General features: G+C 50.0%; 14 protein-coding genes, 2 tRNA genes and 1 pseudogene. 5 read left to right on the forward strand and 12 right to left on the reverse strand.

Annotation, left to right across the window (positions count from 1 at the left end; all coding sequences use genetic code 11):
- Window positions 1–790 precede the first annotated feature (790 nt).
- Window positions 791–6,325, reverse strand: coding sequence for an alpha-2-macroglobulin family protein (locus DWU89_RS05695; protein ID WP_115498677.1), 5,535 nt, complete (start codon window positions 6,323–6,325; stop codon window positions 791–793).
- Window positions 6,326–6,481: 156 nt separating this feature from the next.
- On the opposite strand from DWU89_RS05695, the gene DWU89_RS05700 reads away from it, so the two are divergent.
- Window positions 6,482–7,843, forward strand: coding sequence for an MATE family efflux transporter (locus tag DWU89_RS05700; protein ID WP_115498678.1), 1,362 nt, complete (start codon window positions 6,482–6,484; stop codon window positions 7,841–7,843).
- 3 nt (window positions 7,844–7,846) lie between these two features.
- Here the strand turns inward: DWU89_RS05700 and DWU89_RS05705 are convergent, their stop codons facing one another.
- The 11 genes from DWU89_RS05705 to DWU89_RS05765 form a co-directional block, all read right to left on the reverse strand.
- The gene (locus DWU89_RS05705; protein ID WP_115498679.1) at window positions 7,847–8,734 is read right to left on the reverse strand and encodes an aldo/keto reductase; all 888 of its coding nucleotides are present in this window, start codon (window positions 8,732–8,734) and stop codon (window positions 7,847–7,849) included.
- A 1-nt stretch (window position 8,735) separates the two neighbouring features.
- A complete protein-coding gene (gene nhaA, locus DWU89_RS05710; protein ID WP_115498680.1) occupies window positions 8,736–10,085 on the reverse strand; it encodes a Na+/H+ antiporter NhaA in 1,350 nt (449 codons plus the stop codon).
- 72 nt (window positions 10,086–10,157) lie between these two features.
- A complete protein-coding gene (locus DWU89_RS05715; RefSeq protein ID WP_115498681.1) occupies window positions 10,158–11,351 on the reverse strand; it encodes a cation:proton antiporter in 1,194 nt (397 codons plus the stop codon).
- An 84-nt stretch (window positions 11,352–11,435) separates the two neighbouring features.
- Window positions 11,436–12,035, reverse strand: a complete 600-nt coding sequence (locus DWU89_RS05720) for an IMPACT family protein (protein ID WP_115498682.1) — start codon at window positions 12,033–12,035, stop codon at window positions 11,436–11,438.
- Between the two features lie 3 nt (window positions 12,036–12,038).
- A complete protein-coding gene (locus tag DWU89_RS05725; RefSeq protein ID WP_115498683.1) occupies window positions 12,039–12,257 on the reverse strand; it encodes a hypothetical protein in 219 nt (72 codons plus the stop codon).
- Between the two features lie 6 nt (window positions 12,258–12,263).
- Window positions 12,264–15,107 (reverse strand): excinuclease ABC subunit UvrA, encoded by a 2,844-nt coding sequence (uvrA, locus tag DWU89_RS05730; protein ID WP_115498684.1) that lies wholly within the window; start codon window positions 15,105–15,107, stop codon window positions 12,264–12,266.
- 21 nt (window positions 15,108–15,128) lie between these two features.
- Window positions 15,129–16,106, reverse strand: coding sequence for a lytic transglycosylase domain-containing protein (locus DWU89_RS05735; protein ID WP_115498685.1), 978 nt, complete (start codon window positions 16,104–16,106; stop codon window positions 15,129–15,131).
- Window positions 16,081–17,442, reverse strand: a complete 1,362-nt coding sequence (locus DWU89_RS05740) for a T9SS type B sorting domain-containing protein (protein WP_115498686.1) — start codon at window positions 17,440–17,442, stop codon at window positions 16,081–16,083. The genes DWU89_RS05735 and DWU89_RS05740 overlap by 26 nt, the downstream gene beginning before the upstream one ends.
- A gap of 100 nt (window positions 17,443–17,542) precedes the next feature.
- A complete protein-coding gene (locus DWU89_RS05745) occupies window positions 17,543–18,184 on the reverse strand; it encodes a DUF6624 domain-containing protein (protein WP_147292096.1) in 642 nt (213 codons plus the stop codon).
- Window positions 18,185–19,968: 1,784 nt separating this feature from the next.
- Window positions 19,969–21,639, reverse strand: a complete 1,671-nt coding sequence (locus DWU89_RS05760; RefSeq protein WP_115498690.1) for an alanine/glycine:cation symporter family protein — start codon at window positions 21,637–21,639, stop codon at window positions 19,969–19,971.
- A gap of 108 nt (window positions 21,640–21,747) precedes the next feature.
- Entirely contained in the window at window positions 21,748–22,098 is a 351-nt protein-coding gene (locus tag DWU89_RS05765; RefSeq protein WP_115498691.1) for a hypothetical protein, read from the reverse strand.
- A gap of 150 nt (window positions 22,099–22,248) precedes the next feature.
- On the opposite strand from DWU89_RS05765, the gene DWU89_RS05770 reads away from it, so the two are divergent.
- From DWU89_RS05770 to DWU89_RS05785, 4 genes and pseudogenes are all read left to right on the forward strand, one after another.
- A complete protein-coding gene (locus DWU89_RS05770; protein ID WP_115498692.1) occupies window positions 22,249–22,905 on the forward strand; it encodes a superoxide dismutase in 657 nt (218 codons plus the stop codon).
- Between the two features lie 17 nt (window positions 22,906–22,922).
- Window positions 22,923–23,282 (forward strand): annotated as a pseudogene (gene trxA / locus DWU89_RS05775) (thioredoxin); the annotation flags it as partial.
- A 169-nt stretch (window positions 23,283–23,451) separates the two neighbouring features.
- Window positions 23,452–23,525: transfer RNA gene (locus DWU89_RS05780), tRNA-Thr, on the forward strand.
- 9 nt (window positions 23,526–23,534) lie between these two features.
- Window positions 23,535–23,617, forward strand: a tRNA-Tyr gene (locus DWU89_RS05785).
- The last annotated feature ends 47 nt before the right edge of the window (window positions 23,618–23,664 follow it).

Consider the following 23,664-nt stretch of genomic DNA (forward strand, 5'->3'; position numbering starts at 1 on the left):
CATACTTTTGTACCTTCGTATGCGTACGAAGGTGTTATCGGACGTACTTTTGTACCTTCGTATGCGTACGAAGGTGCTATCGGACGTACTTTTGTACCTTCGTACATGAGCGAAGGAAGTATAAATTGTATTTTACCGCCGCAAATATGTTGGATTGATATGAAGTGTTTCATGTGTTTCTGTTTTTATTGATATTTTACCCTAAAATGACAAAAAACGTTTTTTTTCTTTTAGTTGTTCGCAAAGGTATGATATAACTTTTGAAAAACAAGCTTTTTTGCAAATAAAATTATTTGAAAGTCAATATTATATCCTTTGATTTTCAGAAAAATTAAAAAAAGACTGAAAATCCTATTTTCAACTATTTTTACTAATCTATCAAAAAGAGTAAAAAACAGCATCCTCGAGATTACCTCAAAATCTTATAAAATGACAATTATTATCTCAAAGCTTTCTAAAATCCCTGTAAGATCGACAGATCATAAGGGGATGTGTCAAAAGTAAATTTTAATGTTTAGCGTGTCATTGCGGGCTTGACCCGCAACCTCATACTAAACTGATTTACAATGATTAGGATGAGATGGCGGGTCAAGCCCGCCAGGACACAGACGCTATAAATAGAACTTTTGACACATCTCCTTAAAAAGCAATACCTCTTGTCTTCGAGCCCTGTAAGAGCTAAGAAAAAAGAAGCATCCCTTTAACCCAAGGCTTACGTCTTGGATTAAAGGGATGCTTCTCTTATAGGGCTAAGGCAGAGGTGAGACTTTATGATACAGGATATTACCTGTTATTCCACCGTCACCATCTTCCCTTCCGTATTCGCACGCATCAAATGGTCATACATCGCTTCGATGTAGACCGGCGGCAGGTAGAAGCGGCCGGGGTAGACGGCGCAGAGGTTGATTTTGACTGTCACCTGCCGTCCGGCGGGGAGGTGGTCGATGTAGCTGTAGGCACGGTCGTCGCGGATATCCTGGTAGTTGATGCCGGGCGTTTTCGCGTCGGTCGCATCCTCACTCAGGAAGCGGGTGTTGAGTATTTCCCATCCGGCGGGGAACACTTCGGTGAGCACTAAGTTGTTCACGCCATGCGACGAAGGGTTGCGGACGGTGACGACGGCGACAAAATTTGTGCCCTGCGGCAGTGCGGAGGCGTCGACGGGGTTACCTGCCTGATCCGTATAGCTGACGGCGAGGGAGAGGCCGTTTGCGTAGGCTTCCTCACGGCCTTCGGCGGGGATGCCTTCGGTGATGAGACGGGCGAAGAGCGTGGACTTTCCGGTGTTCCGGATCTCCAAAGGAGCGGAAGTGGAGGCCTTGTCGAGCAGGGGCTTTGTCCAGACGTTCTTTGTCGTCGAGACATCCTCCGTCTTGCCTGCGGAGGTGTAGGAGAAGTCCATGGAGGCGGCCGTCTTGTAGCGCTTCATATAGCCGGAAAGGGCGATGAGGCTGAAGGCCGTCTCCTGTGTGCTGAGCCAATCGTCGGAGGCGAGCGTCTTCGAGATTTCATCGGCCAGACGGGCGGCCGGGGCGCTTTCGTCGAGCAGGCAGAGCGTCATCAGGCGGATGGAGCGGTCGCGAAGGTCGCTGCCGAAGGTCTGGTCGTACTCCGTGTAGGCGGTCGTCAGCTCCGTTGTCTTGGCGGTCAGCTCGCGTGCGACGTCCGCCCGTCCGACAAGGGCGTAGGCGGAGGCCAACAGCCAGCGGCTCATGGGCTGAAGCGTCTTGCTCTCTTTTAAGCGGTTCATCGCTCCCACTTCGGCCGATCCGGCGAGGGCGAGGACGTAGAGGCGGTAGGCCTGCGTCATTTCTTCGGAACGTTCATAATAGGATGTCACCGGTTTCCAGCCTCGAGCTGTGCGCACGAGGTTACCGACGACGCTTCGCCGCATGGCATCGGGCACGAGGTAGCCCCTTGCAGCGGCTTCTGTCAGAAAATGCGTGGCGTAGACCGTTCCCCAAGCATTGCTGCTTGTCCCGCCGGGCCAGTAGGAGAAGGCGCCGTCTACCGTCTGGTAGGAACGCAGGCGGCGGATGACTTCTTTCACGGCGTTTTCGACGGATTGTTTTTCGTCGGCGGTCAACGCGGTAAATTCATTCAAATATAATTGCGGGAACCCCTTCGACGTGATCTGCTCCACACATCCATGCGGATAGCCCAACAGATAACCGAGGCGCGCTGACAGATTGACCGGCTGCACGTCCGACATTTCGAGCGTGAGGCTGTTCGTTCCTGTCACGCCCGGCATCGTGATGGTTCCTTTCCAGGATTTTCCGGCTTCGAGTGTGACGGGCGTCACTTTTACTTGCGGGCGACGGACACTGCGGATTTCGAGGTCTGTCTCGTAAACCGATTTTTCTCCCTTACCCGTGGCGGTGATCGTCACCCGTCCGGCTCCCGGACGGTCTTTCACGCGGATGCGGAATTGCGCGAGCTTGTCGCCCGTCTCCGTGAAGTTCAGCGTGCGGGCGGCTTCACCGACAACCTCCATATTACCGGAGCAGGAGATGGTGACACGGACGTCGCCGACGCCTTTCTCCGTGGCAAAGACGGTGGCGGGAACGGCCATCTCCTCTCCCACGCCGATCACGCGCGGAAGGGTGCCGAGCAGCATCACGGGCTTGCGCACCATCACGCTCTTTTCGGCATTTCCGTATGCTTCCCCGTCACCGGCGACTACCATCATGCGGACACGGCCGTTGTAGTTGGGCATCCGGAACGTGTGCTGCCGCTTCTCCCCTTTTCCGAGGGCGAACGGGCCGGCAAACCGGACGACGGGCTTGAAGCGGTTGACGATGGCTTTCGGGCCTTTGTTGAGCGCGTCGTCACCGCCAATGCTGAACAGCTGCTCGATGCGGCCGCCATACGCGCCAACGACGTAGTTATAGAGGTCCCAGGTGCTGACGCCCAATGCTTCGCGCGCGTTGAACGCCTGCCAGGGGTCGGGCGTGCGGAAGCGGGTGAGGTCGAGCAGCCCTTCGTCGACAATCGCCAACGTATAGGCCATCGGGCGTCCGTTCTTTTCCGAAACAGTGACGCTGTAGGAGGATTCGGGCTTGATCTCGTCCGCCGTCCGGATAATGGGCGCGAGGTGGCTCTCGGGGGATGTCACGGTGAAGGGGACGACACCGTACATGCGGATCGGCAGATCGTTCTTCGTCACGCCGTGGGGCTGGAGGAGCGTTATATATATGTACGCGTTGGGCTGCATCTCCGCTGTGACGGCAAGGCGGAGGGTGGTCTGCCCTTCCGTGCAGTCGTGTTCGCTGACGGAGAGCAGTCTTGTACCGTTCTCGATGCTGACGATGGCGCGGCTGCCTTTCACGGATGGGAAGGTGACGGTCATCTTCTCGCCTGGCGCATAGGTCTCTTTGTCGGTCTTGAAGCTCAACATCGTGGCGGATGAAGAGCCGTCGGCATCGCGCCGCCCTTCGCCGTAGGGCCAGTCGAAATAGCTCATCACGCCTGTTGAGTGCTTGCTTTCGGAGTCTTTCACCGAGATGAAGTAGGTTCCCCATTCGTTGTCGGCGAAGGAGAGGCGGAAGTTGGCGGTCCCGTCGGCGCCTGTCCGGAGGGTGAAGGTTTTAACGGGTTTGTTGTAGGAATCGGAGACGTAATTAGCCAACTGGCTGTTGTCGGAGCTCCACCACCAGTACCAATAGACTTTGTAGACCTTCACCTCGAGTTCGGTGTTTACCGCAGCCTGGCCGGTGTAGTCGACGGAGGCAACGGTGTAGGTGTAGTTCGTTCCGGTGTTCAACTGTTCCTTATCCTGCTGGGGCGACTGGATGCCGGCGTAGCGCGTGTAGGGGGAATAGAGCGCCCGGTCGGCATCGATGCTGAAATCACCGGATTCTTCATAGACGCGGGTCACGAAGTTGGCGAGCAGCATGCCGGGGGCCGAGGCGCCGATCTCGAAACGGGCGGTGACGGTGGCGTTGCCTGTCGCGTCGGTCACGCCGGAGATGAGCTTGCTTTCTTCGCTGTTAAAGACTTTCGAGGGATCGTCGAACGTGAAGTTCTTATAGCCTAAGAAGGTTGTCGGGGTCGAGATAAAAGTACCCTGGATGTCGTATTTGAGGTTGCGGGCGGTCGCGCCTTGCAGCCATTCGACGTGCATGGCGGCATCGAAGGGTTTGCCGCGGAGCAAATTTTTTTTGGGCATCGCGAGGGAGATCTTCAGGCGGTTCGGCTTGATCGTCTCGATACGGAGGCGCTTGCTGAAGGTGACGCCGCCGACGCTCACGTTGACGTTCCAGGCGCCTGTCGGGGCATCGGCCTCGGTCGGCATGTCGAAGGCGTAGAGGCCGGAGACTCCCTTCGTCTGTGTCTGCCGGAGGTAGAGCTGGCCGAGGGGGTTATAGAGTTCCATGATAACGGGATGATTGGCGGGAAGCTTCCGGGTGCGGTCGTTCAGCATAAAGCCGAGGTGGAGCGTGTCACCCGGACGCCAGACGCCGCGGTCGCCGTAGATGAATCCTTTGATGCCTTTCTGGACGACTTCACCGGAGACGTCGAACGAACTTAACGAGAGCGCCGAGCCGCCGTCCACGCGGAGGTACGAGCGTTGTGCGCCGAGCGAGGCGACAAGGTAGAAGGGTTTGCCTGCCATGAGGGGCAGGACGACTTGTCCTTTGTCGTCCGTCGTGCCTCGGGCAAGCTCCTGGTGCTGGTAGTTGCAGGCGGTGACTTTCACGCCGCGTTCGGGATGGGTGCTGAGGAGGTTGTGGACGAGGACGGTCATCGTGTTGTCTTCGCCGCTCATCGCCATGAGGCCGAGGTTGGTGGCGAGGACGTTCTTTCCGGTCGTCGTGTTGGAATAGTAGCTCTTCGAGCAGGGATTGTTGCGCTCCGAGTAGTTATAGTCGGACCAGTTGAAGTCGCCGTTGTAATAGTAGTAGCCGCCTTCGTCGAAACGGCTGCTTTCTTCCTTGAATTTGATTTCGTCTTCAGCAAGAATCTGCTCTTTGCTTGCCTTCACGAGGTCCGGACAGGGATAGGCGGAGAGATCGCGGTTGAACGACAGCTCAATGCGGTAGATGGCACCCGGCTCGGGGTCGATCAGCGATTTCAGGTCGATGGCGTAGGTGTTCCATTCGGTGAGGTCGTGTGTCGGATCGTCGTCGAGGAAGATCGTTTTACGGGCGACGAGGCGGCCGACACGCATGAGGTCGCCTGTACCGTCGAGGTTGTTCACCTGGAGGAACTGCCCGATGTTTTGTTCGAGTATCTTGATGACGCGCACGACCACGCCGCGGAGGTAGACGGCCTGGAAGGGCACGCTGAGCTGCGTGGACTGGGGGATGATCACGCCGTCGCCGATAAAGCGGACGTCGGGCAAGGTCTGGTTGACTTCGACCTGGCGGACGATGCTTTCGCCGAGGGTCAGGCCGTTCTTGCTGCGTATGTTTTTATTCAGGTGGACGTTCAGTGCGCCTTTGGTGCCGGCGTCGGGATAGAGGCGGAGTTTATTGCCGTCTACGTTGACGGCGTCCGACTTGTTTTTGTCGATCCAGGCGAGTCCTTGCATATTCTGGGTGGCGTCGAGGAGTTTCGTGAAGGTGACTTCGATGTAGCGTTCGGGGTCCGAGACATATTGCACGTCATAGACGCCGAAATCGTTCATCGCGGGGATATCGACCGACAGGAGTTCTTCTTCGGGCACTTTCAGCTTGTTCGGTGCGACGGAGAGTGTGAAGGTGCGTGCTCCCTCCGCCCCTGCCTGGAGGTTGGCGATGGAAAGCTGGTGTTTCTTCCCGTCGGGGCTATGCTCCCAGACGGCATCGGCTTTCTCCGAGAAGCGGACGAGCGGCTCTACGACGTCGGGCGCTTCCTTGTCGGGGGTGAAAAGGGTGCAGACGAGGTCGTAGCCGTTCTCATTCTTCTCACTGATATCGATGGATTGGAGGTTACCGCGCAGGGCGAGTGGCAGGGTGGCGAAGTTGAAGGTGAAATGTTCGTCTTTGCCTTCGGTGTCGAACCATTCGGAGAGGTCGGCGCTGACTTCGTAGCGGGTGTCGCGCTCGAATCCTTTGGCGGGCTTGAAGACAATCGTCCGGTTGTTCTCGAAGGTCAGTTCGCCGGCTGTCTCGGGCTTGATGCGGATTAGCTTGCGAAGGTGGTCCGGCTTGATGCGGTCGGCGGGTATCGTCTGATTGAAGATCAGGTAGACAGGCGTGTACCTGGAGATTGTTCCGGAGGTGAAGGCCTCCACATACGGGCTGAAAGGCAGCTCCTCGCCTTCCTCGCTTCGCGTTTCCTTACATCCGCTGACTAAGATTAAAAGGCAGCAGGCATAAACATAATACAGATACTTTGCCATATTTCCTGAATTTTAACGGTTACACAGTTGACAAACAGTTTTTTTGCGAATATAAGTATTTTATATGAAGATTATCCGGTCATTTATTACCAAATGGTAATTTTTCATCCGCTATAAAAGGCTACTTTTGCCTCCCGGTATAAAAAAGAGAGAAGTATGCAGAGGGATCGCATTGATTTTGGCAGTATGGATATTCCGGTGTTGTTCCGGAAAATCTTTTTCCCGACTTTGTTAGGAATGGTTTGCATGGCGTGTATCACCATTGCGGATGGTATATTCGTCGGGCGCGGTGTCGGCAGCGATGCGTTGGCGGCGGTAAACATCGTCGCGCCGCTTTTTATGGTGACGACGGGGGTCGGGCTGCTTTTTGGCGTCGGCGCGTCGGTCGTGGCGTCGGTGCATCTATCGCAGGGAAGGGTGAAGGCGGCTAATATCAATATTACGCAGGCGCTCTTGGTGTCGCTTTTGTTGATGGCGATGTCGATGACGCTAATTTTTATCTTTAATAAGCAGACAGCTTATCTGTTAGGCAGTTCCGGGCAGTTGCTTCCGCTTGTGTTAGAGTATATGGACTGGATCGTGCCGTTTTTTATCTTTAGCATGTTAGCGAATATCGGGATGTTTATCATCCGGCTGGATGGCTCGCCGAAGTTCGCGATGTTGTGCAATGTCGTTCCGGCACTGTTGAATGTGGTGCTCGATTATGTGTTCGTCTTTCCGATGCAGATGGGGCTGATGGGGGCGGCGTTGGCGACTGCGTTGGCACAGGTGGCCGGGGGTGTGATGGTGTTGGGCTATCTTTTGGGATACTCTAAGACGCTGCGTCTGTATAAGCTCAAAATGAGTATCAAAAGTTTGCTGCTGACTTGCCGGAACACGGGCTATATGGTCCGCTTGGGGGCTTCGGCGATGTTGGGCGAGTTGGCGATCGCCTGCATGATGCTGGTGGGGAACTATGCGTTCATCCGCGTGCTTCATGAAGACGGGGTGGCAGCCTATAGTGTGGCGTGCTACTGCCTGCCGATCGTCTTTATGATCGCTAATGCGATTGCGCAGTCGGCACAGCCGATCATCAGCTACAACTATGGGACCGGCGATGCGGCGCGGGTGCACACGACCTTCCGGCTGTCGTTGAAGACGGCTTTCGTGTCGGGGCTATTAGCGTTTGCGGTGATGTATGTTTTATGTCCGTATATCGTGGCGATGTTTCTGGAGCCTGGTTGCAGGGCGTATGAGATTGCGACGGGGGGAATCCCCTACTTTGCGGCGGGGTTCGTCTGCTTTGCCCTGAACATCGTCTGGATCGGGTATTACCAGAGTATCGAACTGGCACGCAAGGCGATGTTCTTTATGACCTTGCGGGGGATTGTCGGGATGACGGCGTGCTTCCTGATCCTCCCTCCCCTGTTGGGTGAAAAGGGGTTGTGGCTGGCTGTTCCCTGCGCCGAACTGCTCATCTTTATCCTGTTGACGGCGGATTACCAGTTGCGGCACAAGGTACGGCATGCGGTGCGGTAGGCTCTATCGCTTGGCAAGACGCATCACCCGTTCGATGGCGTCATCCATCTGGGCGATGGATTCCATGCCGAGGGTCATGCAGTGGAGATTGCTTTCGGTGATGGCATAACGGAGGGATTGCTCGCGTTCGTCGTCGGCCACGTGCTGTCCTTCGCCGAAGATCTTCATGCCGATGATGCCCTTGCCCTTCTCGCGGGCACGGCCGAGGAGGCGGTTGACGTCGTCGCGGCTGCCGTCCATATGGCTTTCAAAGGGATTCAGGCGGGCGAGGATCACGTCACACCAGGGGTTGTTGACGGCTTCCACCATCGCGTCCCAATTATGGCAGGAGACGCCGACAGCTTTCACGATGCCGTCTGCTTTGGCTTGTGCGAAACCATCCATGTAGAACTTGCGGGTTTCGCCCCAATTACCTTTTGTCATGCAGTGCATCAGGAGGATGTCGAAATATTCGGTGTTGGCTTCCTTGCGCATGCGGTCGAGGGTTTTGCGGACAGGTTCTATCTTATCCGAGCCTTCGTCGTAGGTCCACATCTTGCTCATGAGGGTGAGTTTCTCGCGGGGCAGGCCTTCGATGGCTTTTCCGACGAAGGGCTGGGAACCGTAGGTGTCGGCCATGTCGAAGAAACGGATGCCGCGTTCGTAACCGTGACGGGCCATCCGGGTGAAATGATCCTGTCCTGCCCGTGTCTGGTTGGATTGGAAGTTCCAGCCTTTCGTTCCGGTACCCATAGCGATACGGGAGACCTTCAATCCGGTTTTTCCTAACTTCACCTTGTCGACCGATACGTCTGAAGGCAGTGACATTTGAATGTTTGCTAACCCGGTATGGGATAGAGAAAGGCCCGCTACTCCGGCTACTCCTGTCTGAATAAATTTGCGTCTGTCCATCTTATGCTGTTTTAGGTAATACTTTCTTTAAGATCAAATAGCCGCACAAACCGGAAATAAACGAGCCGGCGAATACGCCTAACTTCGCCTGGTTCAACAAATCATCCCCCATACCGGGCATCCCGGCAAAAGAGAGGTTTGCGATAAAGAGGGCGACCGTAAAGCCGATGCCTCCCAGCATCGACACGCCGAACAACTTCGATTTACTGGCTCCTGCCGGCATAGCCGCAAAACCCAACCGGATGAAGAGGTAGGTAAACAGGAATATTCCCAACGATTTTCCGAGAAACAGGCCGAGGAATACGGCCAACGGTACGCCGGGAAGAGATGATATCTGTATGTCGCCAAAGGTTACGCCTGCATTGACAAATGCAAAGAGCGGCAAGATCAGGTAATTGACAAGCGGATGCAGTTTGTCGGCAATGCTTTGGAGCGGACTGATCGTCTTGTCGGCCAACGAATGGATATTATTGAGTACCTGGATCTGCGTGGGTGAAAGGACTTCGGCTTTCCTGGAATGGCGCACTTCCGTATAATCGAGCATACTCAGATAGCCGGTCATCTCGTCGGTAAAAGCGTCCAGTTTGACAACCGGGCGGGCGGGTACGGTAAACGCAACCAGTACGCCGGCAATCGTCGGATGGATACCGGATTCGAGGAACAGCATCCAGACAAAGAACCCGACTACATAATAAAAGAACATATTATTCACCCGCATCTTCCCGCCGGCATACAGCAATGCCAACAAAGCGAGAGAGATCAGAAGCGGCTCGAAAGCGATGTCACCGCTATAAAACAGGGCGATAATAATAATGCCGCCGACATCGTCCACCACAGCCAAGGCGGTCAGGAAGATACGCATACTGAGCGGAACCCGTTTACCTAACAAACCCAGGACGGCAAGCGCAAACGCGATATCGGTCGCCATCGGAATAGCGACTCCCCTCACCTCCGGAGCCGAATGACATACGATAAAATAGAAAACGACCGGGACGATCATTCCGCCACAAGCGGCGATAATAGGTAATAAGGCTTTCCGCATCGAACTCAGCTCGCCAATCAGGATTTCCTGCTTGATTTCCAAACCGATCACAAAGAAGAAGACAGCCATCAGGGCGTCATTGACGAATGCCAGCATAGGCATCGGTTCGCCGTGGTGCATGAATGGAGTAAAATGCCCGATCTTCAAATCGATCGGATGCGACAGGATATGATGATAGGATTCTGCCCAAGGAGAATTGGCGAATATCATGGCAAGGATCGTAGCCATGAATAACAAAACACTCGCGTTCGCTTTTTGCGTGGCAAAGCGACGCAAAGGTTTAAGGATAACGTTAATGGTTCTGTCCATACTGGTATTTTATATTTTATGGGAAGCGGCTTGCTGTCCGCTTCCACCAAGTTTTTTCCTAACAATAAATTCTTACTTGCCGGCTTTTTCCAGCTCGTATGCACTGCGGGTCAATTTCTCTACCCACACGACAAATATACCAGTTAAAATTAAATTAAACACTATGGTAAGCACAGAAATCATCAAAGCGGGCCCTCCCAAATTGTAGCCAAGTGCGATAAAGATAATGCCGGCTCCCACCTCTCCGCGCGTGAACATACCGATCGACAAGGCCAGACGCTCGCGCTTCCGTCTCTCCCGGTAAAAAAACAGGGGGAATAATTTTCCGATATTGGACAGGAACGAAACGATCACGACATGCAGGATGATCACCGGCCATGACATCATCGGCTGGGCACCTGTTATCGTCGTCGCTTCAGCCGATTGCGCCGCGAAGTCGACACCGAAAAATACCGGCATGCTGACCCCGACCAGAAACATGAACAGGAAGGAGACGGCGGTCGCCACATTGTGCTCTATCTTCGTGTCGATATGCTTATGCCTCATCACCATCCCTAAAACAAAGGCGGGTAATAACACTTCGATATGGATGCTCGCATCCTCTCCGTAGAGGTATTTAGAGGCCAGGTAAACCGCTTGCGTAATCCCGCAGGTGACAACGGCGTAGAAAAGAATGGCTTTCCAATCCTGCCGCATATTATAGCTTCCCATCTTTTTCCATCCGACAACCAGCAGCACCATGACAATCAGTATGATCACACCCAGTTGCCAGCGCAGTCCGACCATCATGATCTGCAAGGGGATCATCAGCAAGATCGTATCCAGGTCGTCGAAGATAGCCAATACCTGCACCTTCTTATATACCCAGGATGATTTCAGCCCCGCTGCCGCAAGCATCGTAAAGAGGATGCCTGCCGATGTCGGCGCCGCGAACCGGCTCAACAAAAGATTTTCTTTCCATGCCTCCCCACTACTCCAGTAAATATCGGGCAACAGGACAAACATATAGTACAAAGCAACCAATATCCAGGGGAAAGCAGCTGTCGCCATTGCAATAAAATAGTCTTCGGTGTAAGACCGCCAACGGCTTTTATCCATTTCAAACTCCCGCCCTACATTGATCATGATAAAGGCAAGACAAACATATAGCAACGTGTTGGAAACCGTCTTTACCGATAAATAACTCTCACCCACCATCGCGGGCAGGAATTGAGAAACAACCAATCCCAACATCAGGAAAAAAGAAAACAAAAGAATCTTCTTCATTATTAATGAACTGTTTTTGTTTAGAATTATAGTAATACAACAATTAATTTAAAAAATCGGTTCTGGGATTTCATCAAATGATAATTAATCCTTCAGATAAGCACTTTCGACCTTGAGCAGGCGTGCTTTCAACCGTTCGGCATCCCCCTTCCGGATGCGGAGCGTCATTTCGCAATCCATATCAAACTTTTGGGAAACGACCGCCGGATTATCTTCCTTGACAATGCGCATAATACCATTCAGATAAGGATATTCGAATGCAACGGTGATATCTTCATCAACGGTACGTTCGTCTATCTCGGCAGCTGCTATTGCTTCAGCCGCTGCTGTCCGGTATGCGACTATCAGGCCGCTCGTTCCCAATTCGATTCCGCCGAAGTAGCGGATCACAACGATCAGGATGTCCGTCAACTCGTTCGAATTGATCTGTCCCAGGATCGGTTTGCCGGCTGTTGAAGACGGCTCCCCGTCGTCATTCGCACGGAAGTTCAGGCGTTCGGGACCTAACATATAGGCCCAGCATACATGGCGGGCGTCGTAATATTGCTTACGGTATTTATCCAGTTGCTCCTTGACCTCTTCCACTGTACGCACAGGGATGGCATACGAGATAAAGCGGCTTCGCTTTTCCGTATAATATCCTTCCGCTACTTGTTTTATGGTTTTGTAACTGTCGTCCGCCATTCTTTAATCAGGTACGTGTGTTTGTTGTTCCTCCCGGAAAGCCCGGAAGTCTTTCATTATCTCTTCGATCTCTTCTATAAAATACGGATCTTTTACATGCCCCTTTACCTCTTCGTAATAGGTTTCAATAGCCTTCAATGCACATATATCCTGTCCACGCAGCAGAAAGTAAGGCTCCTCTTTCTCCACGCACTGTTTAATCATTTGAATCGGATTCTTCATATCTCTTTATTTTTTTAATTCTTCCTTCAAAAACGGAGCCGTATAGCTCTTTGTTTTAGACTTGATCATCTTTTCGGGGGTACCGGTGAAAAGGATTTGACCGCCGTTGCGGCCTCCTTCGGGGCCCATGTCGATCAGGTAGTCGGCTGATTTGATGACGTCGAGGTTGTGCTCGATGACGATGATCGTATTGCCTTTATCGACCAGCTTGTTCAGGACGCCGAGCAACACGCGGATATCTTCAAAATGAAGACCGGTTGTCGGTTCATCCAACACGTAAAGCGTCTTGCCCGTGTCTTTCTTTGCCAATTCGGTCGCTAACTTGACACGTTGGCTCTCGCCTCCTGAAAGCGTTGTCGAAGGCTGGCCCAGCTTGATATACCCCAGGCCTACATCCTGCAAAACCTTCACCTTGGAAAGGATAGACGGGACATTCTCGAAAAACTCGACAGCCATATTGATCGTCATATCCAGCACATCCGCAATGGACTTACCGCGAAAACGAACTTCCAGCGTCTCCCGGTTATACCGTTTGCCATGGCATTCCTCACAGGGGACAAGCACGTCGGGCAGAAAGTTCATCTCAATCGTCTTATAGCCGTTCCCTTTGCAAGTCTCACAACGTCCGCCGGAGACATTAAAAGAGAAACGCCCCGGCTTATAACCACGCACTTTCGATTCCGGAAGCTCCACAAAAAGGTTGCGGATATCCGAAAAGACACCGGTATAAGTGGCCGGATTACTGCGCGGCGAACGTCCGATAGGCGACTGGTCCACATTGACGATCTTATCTATATTATCAATTCCTTCAATCGATTTATAAGGCAACGGATCTTCCAGGGAGCGATAGAAATGCTGGCTGAGAATCGGTTGCAAGGTCGCATTAATCAACGTAGACTTTCCGCTACCCGACACGCCGGTCACACAAATCAGCGTCCCCAACGGGAAGGTGACATCCACATTCTTCAGGTTATTCCCGCTTGCCCCTTTTATGGTGATAAACTGCCCGTTTCCTTTGCGCCGTTCTTTCGGAACCGCGATCTCCATCTTTCCGTTCAGGTAAGCCGAAGTCAGCGTATCCGCTTTCAGCATCTCCTCCGGAGTTCCGGCATAGACCACTTCACCGCCTAAACGGCCGGCCTTCGGTCCCATATCGACCACATAATCCGCATTGAGCATCATATCCTTGTCATGCTCCACCACGACAACAGAGTTACCCGTATCGCGCAGTTCCTTCAGCGAATTGATCAGCCGGACATTATCCCGCTGGTGCAACCCGATACTCGGCTCATCGAGGATATACAAGACATTCACCAACTGACTGCCGATCTGCGTAGCCAAACGGATACGCTGGCTCTCGCCACCCGACAAGGTTGCAGAAGCACGGTTCAGGGACAGATAATCCAATCCCACATCCAACAGAAACTTCAGGCGTGAACGAATCTCCTTCAATATCTCGACAGCGATCTGGCGCTGTTTGTCATTCAGTTTATCTTCGACACCATCCAACCATTCATACAGTTCGGAAATATCCATCGCCGACAGTTCGGCAATATTCTTTCCGGCAATCCGGTAATTCAAGGCCTCCTTATTCAGACGCTGCCCGCCGCACTCCGGACAAGCCGCCATCCGTATAAACTGTCCCGCCCATTTCTGTGCGGAAGCAGAAGCCTCGCTCTCCTGTTGCATCAGGATATATTTGGCAACACCCTCGTACGACAGGAAATAGTTGGAAGAACCCAGCGAATCATTCTTGATCTGCAAGCGTTCGTCCGTCCCGTTCATGATCTCGTCGATCGCATCCTCGGGAATATCTTTGATCGGTGTTTTCAATGTCACGCCGTATTTCTCACAAATCGCTTCGATCTGCCAGAAAATCAGGGAGTTTTTATATTTGCCCAAAGCCACGATACCGCCACTGTAAATGCTCAATGATGAATCAGGCACAATCTTATTCATATCCAGCAGGTTCACCTGCCCTAACCCTTTACACTTCGGGCAAGCGCCCTGGGGCGAGTTAAAGGAAAAATTATGGGGAGCCGGCTCGCTGTAAGACAATCCCGTTACCGGGTCCATCAGACGGCGACTGTAATGGCGCACTTCGTCCGTATCGGCATCCAACACGAGGACAAGGCCGTCGCCCTGTTTCATGGCAACACGCAGGCTTTCCTTCAAACGGCGTTCGTCCGATTCCGAGACTACCAGCTTGTCGATCACCACCTCGATGCTGTGCATCTTATAACGGTCGAGCTTCATACCGTGAAAAATCTCTTTCATCTCGCCGTCCACACGGACATTCAGATACCCTTTCTTCCGCATCTGCTCGAACAGTTCCTTATAATGCCCTTTACGGTTACGGACCAGCGGAGCAAGCAGATACGTCTTCTTTCCCCTATACTGATTCAGGATCAGCTCCAACGTTTGCTCCTCGGTGTACTTCACCATCTTCTCACCGCTCAGGTAAGAATAAGCCTCTCCCGCCCTTGCATAAAGCAAACGGAAGAAGTCGTAAATCTCGGTTGTCGTCCCGACGGTAGAACGCGGATTCTTGTTCGTCGTCTTCTGTTCGATCGAGATAACAGGACTCAAACCGGTGATCTTATCCACATCCGGCCGCTCCATATTCCCCAGGAAATTACGGGCGTATGCGGAGAACGTCTCCACATAACGCCGTTGCCCTTCGGCAAAGATCGTATCAAAAGCTAAGGACGATTTACCGCTGCCGCTCATCCCGGTAATCACGGAAAGCTTGTTGCGCGGTATCTCGATATCTATATTTTTCAAATTATGGACACGGGCGCCTAAAACGGAAATACGCCCGCCTTCCAATGCATTCTTATCGTTCATCATTTTCTGTTTTCTATTATCCTTCTATTTTACCACCCAGGCCGGATTATGCACATACGTGTTAGGCGTCTTATAATACATATCGGATTCCTTCGGGATCTGAAGCGTATAGGTCTTTCCCAACGTCAGCAACTTACGGTCGCGCAGCCAGGGATTGAAGCGTTTCAGGTCCGCATACGTAGCCCCGTTCTTTTGGGCAAAAGCGGACAAATCCTGGATATCGGTAGAGACAGACACGTTTTCACAGGCAATCGGCTTGTACAAATCCTGCGCCCGCAAGACAAATCCATATTTATAAGGAGCTTCGAATATCTGTTTGATCGCCATGATACGGTAGACGTAACGGGTTGTTTCCTCCACTAACCACAGGTCGAACGAACTGTCCGCCTCCTGCTTGGTCAGTTCGCCGGAGATGCGTCCCATACCGGCATTATAAGAAGCGGCGACGATCGCCCAATCACCATATTTATCATAGGCGGCTTTCAGGTAACGGCAAGCCGCCTCGGTCGCTTTCGCCACATCGCAACGTTCATCCACGGTAGGCGTAATGGTCAACCCGTATTGCTTGGCCGTACCTTCCAACAACTGCCAGGTTCCGACTGCCCGTGCAGGCGATGAGACGCGGGGATCGAGATGGCTCTCGATCACGGCCAGATATTTGAAATCGTCGGGAATGCCGTTAGCTTTCAGAATCGGTTCGATAACCGGAAAATAGCGGTTGGCCCGCTTAACCAACAGCATGGTGGTAGAATGGAAATAAGTAAAACTACTCAATTCCCGGTCCATACCTTCATGCATATTATAACGCGTCAAATCAATCTCTTTCCCGCAAAAAGAGGCGGAAAAGGGAACATCCGGCGATGTCGTCACCGAAGAGACTACAGGACGCTCTTCCTTTACTTTTTCCGAATCGCTCGAACCGATAGAGAGGCATGCCGTCAGACACACCGCACCACCGGCTATAAAACCTGCTATACTATTGTTGTTCAATAATTTCATCATTTATCTTCTTTGGTCTAAGAATATTAATCGATCCTTTCCTACTAAACTTCTCTCCGGCAGTTCCGGTTGCCTCTATCACGTAGAAATAGACGCCCGGAGCTACATATTTTCCTCCCTTTTTGCCGTCCCAACCTTCCGCCGGATTGGTAGAATGATACATTTCGACCCCCCAACGGTTGAATATCCAGCATTTATAATTGAGCAGCGACTGATAGGCTACACGAAACTCGTCGTTAATGCCGGGTGTCGTTCCCGGCGAGAATGCATTCGGGATTTCCAAACGCGACTCGGTAATCTTAATCACAAAAGGGTCCGACACCGCTTCGCATTCCCCCGTCCGGTCACTGACAGTCACTTCCGCAATATATTCGCCCCTCTCCGCAAAGGTATAATCCACTTCTTCCCCACGATAAAGGATCAAAGGATTTTCCGCGCCGTTCTCCACATCGCTCCTGTAAATCCTCCACGTGTACAAGCTTGCTACCGGCTCATTAGCATACGCCCGGAACGTGACTTCCGCCGGCGCACACAGCAAATCTCCCTCACCCAACGTCATATTAGGGGCATTGTCCATAATAAGAGTCGTATCGGTATGCAACTCAACGGCCACAGCCTGATAGGTATCGGATGTAATCGACTTTTCTATTCCGAAATGCCGGGCAAACTGGTCCCCCTTCAAAGTAACTTCCGTATCACACAAAGGCGGCATCACATTTTTGTTTTCCCCCTTCTTTTTAATGCTTCCGGAATAAGGATTCCCTTCCATCGTAACCGTTACCGGAGTCAGGGAAAATCTGTTATCATCCGACCAGGATAAAGTCTGGAACGAAACCTCGAACTCCCGTTTCAACTCCACCGTCCGGCCGCTCGGCAGATTATATTGCATCCGCGCCGGTTCCGGACTTCCTTTTAGCAGGAAATTGTCACAAGTACCTTCTACGGTGATATTCTGCACCTCAAAAGCATATTTGCTGTAATCGATAATCCAGACATACCTGGACAAGATATCGGACTCTTGTACAAAATAGCCATATCCTTCTTCCACATTCCGGATAGTAGATGTGTTTCCATTTTGTTCACAAGGGACAGACTCTGCCTCCAATGCTCTCGACTTATACCGATACCATTTATGATTAGTAGATGATGAAGTATAGCTTATCGCTGCATTCCCCATCCCGTATAACAGATAAACTTCAAGTTTCTCACCGGTCTCATCCTTTGCCATCAATGGCGTTCCCTGTCCCCCCGTTACCATATACTGCTGTGCCTGAACGGCGAGCACGGCAAACAAGAAACAGATCAATCCACCCAGCTTTCTAATTTTCGTTCTTAACATATATCCAACCTAAATTAGCTTCCAAAATTACTATTTTATACGGAGATATATGCGTTTTTATTGTACTTTATGATACAAAACCGGTCGTAATAATCCATAATCAGTTTTTCCCCATCATCTGCTTCAGGCCATCCACAGATAACGACTTATCCCAGACAAGCATCATTCCCTGTTGTTTGAAAATAGCAATATAATCAGCTATCGGCGGCAAATTGACCTCTTTCCGCAATTCATCCAGCTTATCCGGATTCTCAACCGGCCAAAGATAATAGACCGTCCCGTCATCCTTTCGTACACTGGCTGTTTGTGTTCCGTATATCTGCTTTTCACCTTTACGCATCAGGATACGGTCTTGTAAAGTCGCAGCATCGCCTTTACCTATAATTCCCTCATCCGCCTTTTCTTTCACCATCGGATAATACTTTTCCTGTGCAGGAAGCGCAGCATGGTCAATCACAAGGAAAATGGCCGAATTTGCCAGGCTGCACAAACCGGCAGGCCAGCCCTCCTTATCCAATATTCCGAACACGACAGCCTGATTCTCCTGATCGACCGCATTCATTTGTAAAGAAGCAGCCATTATACTATCCCGGTTACCGGATAAAAAGACGGATTGAATCCTTTGTCTTACCGACTGGTCCTTATCGTGGATCGCGCATAACAAAGAGTCCAATGATTGATTTTCCTGTGCAAAACAACTGCACGACACACATAATAATAAAAATAAAGTCCAGCGTTTCATATTCTTTCGATTTAAAGCCCTTGATGTTTAGAGTTCTAAAGATAGTCGTTTTTTTCAATCTACCATATATATTCCAATTTTACTTTAGACTTTCCCGACAACTCCGGGCCGCAGTCTTCTATAAAGAAAACAACCGAAGGCTGATAACAAGGCTAAGCCACAAAAGAAACAACCTGGTGCAGCTCCCAGGCAATCGTATCCACCAGGCGAATATCCTTTTTTAGCAAGTGAATCTTTGCATAAAGTTTTTTGAAAAAGGACTGACATACTATCATGCTTTCCATATGAGCATTGAATATCATAATATATAGCCATAATAATTCTTGTTTCAACTATCATTTAACCATCATTAATATCCCGTTTAACTATCATTTTGTGCTATTTCATTGAAAAAACAAGGTGCCAAAAGTGTTAAAGCAGGCATTTATAAGAAGTTTTGAACCTCCTGCAAATAAAGAAAAAGACAATAACCCCCATTTCGGCCGTTTTTCTATTTCGTCCGAAATCTTAATCAATTTTGGTTTGACTCTTTTCATGGTTTTAACCTCCCCGATTGACACCGGACGAAATGAGGTGCCGGGGGCATTCCGAAAAGCGTGCAATTTGATTACCGAAAACCAGAAACGCCGCCAAAGTGATAAAGCTTAACTCCCGGAGAATCGAATATTTCAAAATAAAACGGACGGTGTTCCAAATATCCCAAGGATATTTAGGAGGCTGGTTGCCGTAAGGTGCGCAGAAAATTGCCTTGACCCGGCACTTCATCGCTCTGAAGGTTGACTTCATGCTATATGAAGTCCGACTTCAGGGCAACAAAGTTCCGGATCAGAGCGATAAAGTCCCTCTTCATGGTGATAAGGTGCCGGAAAAGAGGAAAAAGTCCCTTTTTGAGGCCAGAAAAGTGGGTTAACATTTGTTTGGTTTCGGATGTCTTTTGGATCTGAAAAAAGCGTTTTATACAATAAGCCCCCCCAGATAGTTGAAAGTTAAGAGTTGAAAGTTGAAAGTTATAAGGGATCATCCCCCTTTGTTTTTAACAGAAAGTCGTTATGCATTTTGTCGGAAATGCCGGTTTTGACGCCATTTACATCCGCATCCGGAAAGTATTGAGACCCGGGTCCCGACCGTACCGAGACCCGGATCTCAAGAAACACGAGTAGTTACTTTATTGAAATTCAGCGATATACATCATGGAAAAAGATAATAGCATTTATGATAGTATGATAGTTGAAAATCCTGCTATCATACCTACTATCATTCGATGTATGCATTGATATTCATTACGTATTGAGGGACGAATGATAGTATGACAGTATAATTTGAAAATGAATATATTATTTTAGCGTCCACGGGCCTCGATTAACGCAGGGAAGTTTCGCTTCTAAGAAAAAGTGAACCATAAATGATGATTCAATCTTGCCAAATAATGAATTTATTTATCCCCAATGATTATCGGGTGAGCCCAGATTTACTCTGCAATTATTACTTATTGCGTTGTTGCCATTGCAGAAAAAGAATCACAACTGAAGATTTCTACTTACGATGTTTTACGTATACTGAGTGTTGGATTATTAGATAAGAAACCTTTTAGAGAATTATTCGAAAAAACAGAAGTTGGGTGCCAAATTGACACCCAGCTAAATCTTAATTTTTTTAGTGGACACGTGTGGGTTTGGAACCCGCCCCTACGATGCCGTTATCCTCTCACTGCAAATCTGCATTTACAGGTTCACTTTTTCTTATCATTGGCATATTGGTTCATTATTTCTTACTACTGAACACATCTACAATTTTCCCCGGACCCTCTTCCAATACGAATCGACAGAGTTTTTCACCTCCTTATGCAGGATCAGGATACCGATCAGATTAGGCAGTGTCATCAGGGCAACCGTCACACCAGAAAAGGCCCAGACGATAGTCGTATCGGTAAAGGAGGCTAAGAAAAAGCCGGCCACATAGATAATATGATAGGCACGGACATATTTACTTCCCCACAAATACGTGACAGCCCGGTCACCATAATAAGACCAGGCGACAGCCGTCGTAAAAGCGAACAATAGCAGGGAGAAAGGAATGATATATTGCCCCCAGTCACCAAAAAAACCTTTCTTAAAGGCTTCTGTAGAAAGAGGAGCCGAATGAAGCAGGGATTTTCCGGTCAGGTACACCTGCTTATCTTTCAGTACGGGTAACGCCACATTTCCGTTCTGCACGGCTAAACTTCCCGTATAGGATTCTTTGCCGGACTTCACCCGCACATCCTCGGCAAAAGAGCGGGCATGGAGAATCGTGATTCCGGTTGTCAGAATCTTACCGTCTTCCACTTGTAACGTACCGGTGAAAAGCGGCAACGGTTGTTTGCCGAGGATATGTCCGGAGACGAGCGCTTTCTGCTCCGGTATCTTTTCCTGATAAGTCCCGGACAGGACAACAGTATCCGCCTGCTGGAATTGGTTATCATATTTCTCCATCCAGGCCCCCGACGAAATCAGGACTAATCCGGTTATCAAACAAATAACGATCGTATCGATAAACGGCTCCAGTAAGGCAACCATTCCTTCCGACACAGGTTCTTCGGCTTTGGCGGCTGCATGGGCGATAGGCGCCGACCCCTGCCCCGCCTCGTTGGAGAACAATCCCCGGTTTACTCCCCGGTTAAAAGCCCAGACGACCGTAGCCCCCAAAAAGCCTCCGGAAGCGGCTGTCCCACTGAATATATTACCAAACACAGCACCAAAAGCAGGCAAAATATTATCATAATTATAAGCCAACACACTGACTGCTCCCATTATATACAGAACCGACATAAAAGGAATCAGCCTTTCCGAAACCAGCGCAATGCGCTTGATCCCTCCGATCACGATCAATGCCAGCAAAACAGCAAGAATAGCGCCCGTAATATAATGCCGGATTCCAAAAGAGGAAAACATCGCGTTGGAAATACTATTTATCTGGGGCAGGCATCCTGTTCCGAACGAAGAGAAAATCGTAGCCACGGCAAACAAGGCTGCCAGCCAGGGCATATGCAGGCGATGCTTCATATAATACATCGGTCCTCCCGAAATCGTCCCGTCTTCCGTTTGCTCCCTGTATTTATGGGAAAGCGTCACTTCCACCATCTTTGTCGTCATACCTAAAAAAGCCGTCATCAGCATCCAGAACAAAGCCGAAGGGCCTCCCAGATGGATCGCCAGGGCGACACCTGCAATATTACCGGTCCCGACCGTACCGGACAAAGCGGTCGACAAGGCCTGGAAATGCGATGTATCGCCTATATCGTGCTTGTTGTCGTATTTCCCGCTGACAACCTTTAGGGCATGCCGGAAAAAACGGACCTGCGGGAATCTCAGATAAACCGTAAAAAACAGACCGGTTCCCAACAGCAGAAAAACAAACCATTGCGAACCGCCAAAGTGGGAATCGATAAGGGAAAGTATATTATTCAGTTCCTGCATAACAAATTTGATTAGATCGTATAGTGTCTGCAAGATACGGATTAATACGCAAAAAGCAACTTTCTGTTAACAAAAAGTTGCTTTTGGTGACAAAACAAATAATCCACTTTATACCTGCGACACCTTTTGGATGATGCCGATAAACTCGTCGTTCGTCATTTGGATATCCGGTTCTTTGTAGTTCACATAGTCTTCAAAATAATCGCTGGCAATATCCGCCACGATCTCCGAACCTTCCAGCCCGAAAGAATCCACCAGTTTCTCCACCTTACTGCGAATCCGGCGGATCACCTGCAGGCGGTCTTCATAACGGTCCGGCTTCTCCTGATCCGTCACATGCTCATTGCGCGCTATCAGATAAACCGCCGTATAAAACTTATCCACATTCCCGAATACAGGCGCGAACAACACTTTCTTTTCTTCCGGCAATGCAGCCAGTGTTTCCTGAATTTTTGTCATGATCGTACTTATTCTAATTTGTTAGCGAAGATAGCACATTCCGGTCATAGAAAACCTCTATCACACGATAAATAATATGCATTTCATTCCATGAACAAATATCAGACAGGGAATGTTAGAATAGTAGAAACAACATAAAACAAATAGAACATGCTAACATTCTGTCTCAGCTTATTATTGTTGACAACAAATAATAGTAATAGTCTAATAACAAATAAAAAAGATAAAGTTATGAAATTTGAATTAATTCAGTTACCCTATGCAGCCGACGCGCTGGAACCGGTTATAAGTAAAGAAACCATCGAGTTTCATCATGGCAAGCATTTACAGGCTTATGTAAATAATCTGAACAACCTGATCGAAGGAACCAAGTTCGAGAATGAAACTTTGGAACAGATCGTGGCAGAATCCGACGGTGCCATCTTTAACAATGCCGGACAGACACTCAATCACAATCTCTATTTCACCCAGTTCTCTCCCTATGGCGGAGGCAGACCGACAGGCGCACTCGCAAAAGCGATCGACGAGACATGGGGTTCATTTGAGAATTTCCAGAAAGAATTCGTCGCTGCCGGAACAGGCTTGTTCGGCTCCGGATGGGTATGGCTGGCAAAAGATAAAGACGGGAAACTGTCCATTACCAAAGAGGCGAACGGCAGCAATCCGGTTGCCCACGGCTTGAAACCGATTTTAGGATTCGATGTCTGGGAACATGCTTACTATCTGGATTACCGGAACCGCCGTCCCGACCATTTGAACGCATTGTGGAAAATCATCGATTGGGACGCCGTTGCCAAAAGATATTGAAAGGAGAACAGAAAATGAAAGTAACAGAATTGACAAAAGCGGATTTCCTGAAGAAAGTAGCTAACTACGAAGCCAGCCCGGACAAATGGGTGTACGAGGGAGACAAACCCTGTATCGTGGATTTCTATGCCACCTGGTGCGGCCCCTGTAAGATGGTTGCCCCAATCCTGGAAGAGTTAGCGGACGAATATGCCGGAAAAATCGATTTCTACAAAGTCGATACGGAAAAAGAGGAAGAGCTCGCCGCTTCTTTTGGCATCCGGAGCATTCCTTCCCTTCTTTTTTGCCCGATGGGCGAAACGCCGCAGATGGCAAAAGGCGCAATGGGAAAAGCTGATTTCAAAAGAGCTATAGATGAGCTACTTTTGAAGAAATAAAGGACAATATCCTACTCTGAATAAATGATACTCTCCGAGGCCTATTCAAGGATTCGGAGAGTTTTTTATGAAAAATATTTCACATTATCCCTCCAAACTATTGCACAATTAAAAATAATGCCTACCTTTGCACCCGCAATCGAGAGAGATTGATTATTAAAAGAAGAATGCCTCTTTAGCTCAGTTGGCCAGAGCACGTGATTTGTAATCTCGGGGTCGTTGGTTCGAATCCGACAAGAGGCTCAAAATCTTGGGCAGTTACCAGAGTGGCCAAATGGGGCTGACTGTAACTCAGCTGTCTTTCGACTTCGGTGGTTCGAATCCATCACTGCCCACAAAAAAGACTTGGAAGAATATCTTTCAGGTCTTTTTTGTTTTCACT

The organism is Parabacteroides acidifaciens (genome assembly GCF_003363715.1).
Classification (GTDB): Bacteria; Bacteroidota; Bacteroidia; order Bacteroidales; family Tannerellaceae; genus Parabacteroides; species Parabacteroides acidifaciens.

What these genes read in the sequence shown, in the direction of transcription:
- DWU89_RS05695 (WP_115498677.1), bottom strand. Translation starts at nt 6,325, where the DNA reads ATGGCAAAGTATCTGTATTATGTTTATGCCTGCTGCCTTTTAATCTTA.
- DWU89_RS05700 (WP_115498678.1), top strand. Translation starts at nt 6,482, where the DNA reads ATGCAGAGGGATCGCATTGATTTTGGCAGTATGGATATTCCGGTGTTG.
- DWU89_RS05705 (WP_115498679.1), bottom strand. Translation starts at nt 8,734, where the DNA reads ATGGACAGACGCAAATTTATTCAGACAGGAGTAGCCGGAGTAGCGGGC.
- nhaA (WP_115498680.1), bottom strand. Translation starts at nt 10,085, where the DNA reads ATGGACAGAACCATTAACGTTATCCTTAAACCTTTGCGTCGCTTTGCC.
- DWU89_RS05715 (WP_115498681.1), bottom strand. Translation starts at nt 11,351, where the DNA reads ATGAAGAAGATTCTTTTGTTTTCTTTTTTCCTGATGTTGGGATTGGTT.
- DWU89_RS05720 (WP_115498682.1), bottom strand. Translation starts at nt 12,035, where the DNA reads ATGGCGGACGACAGTTACAAAACCATAAAACAAGTAGCGGAAGGATAT.
- DWU89_RS05725 (WP_115498683.1), bottom strand. Translation starts at nt 12,257, where the DNA reads ATGAAGAATCCGATTCAAATGATTAAACAGTGCGTGGAGAAAGAGGAG.
- uvrA (WP_115498684.1), bottom strand. Translation starts at nt 15,107, where the DNA reads ATGATGAACGATAAGAATGCATTGGAAGGCGGGCGTATTTCCGTTTTA.
- DWU89_RS05735 (WP_115498685.1), bottom strand. Translation starts at nt 16,106, where the DNA reads ATGATGAAATTATTGAACAACAATAGTATAGCAGGTTTTATAGCCGGT.
- DWU89_RS05740 (WP_115498686.1), bottom strand. Translation starts at nt 17,442, where the DNA reads ATGTTAAGAACGAAAATTAGAAAGCTGGGTGGATTGATCTGTTTCTTG.
- DWU89_RS05745 (WP_147292096.1), bottom strand. Translation starts at nt 18,184, where the DNA reads ATGAAACGCTGGACTTTATTTTTATTATTATGTGTGTCGTGCAGTTGT.
- DWU89_RS05760 (WP_115498690.1), bottom strand. Translation starts at nt 21,639, where the DNA reads ATGCAGGAACTGAATAATATACTTTCCCTTATCGATTCCCACTTTGGC.
- DWU89_RS05765 (WP_115498691.1), bottom strand. Translation starts at nt 22,098, where the DNA reads ATGACAAAAATTCAGGAAACACTGGCTGCATTGCCGGAAGAAAAGAAA.
- DWU89_RS05770 (WP_115498692.1), top strand. Translation starts at nt 22,249, where the DNA reads ATGCTAACATTCTGTCTCAGCTTATTATTGTTGACAACAAATAATAGT.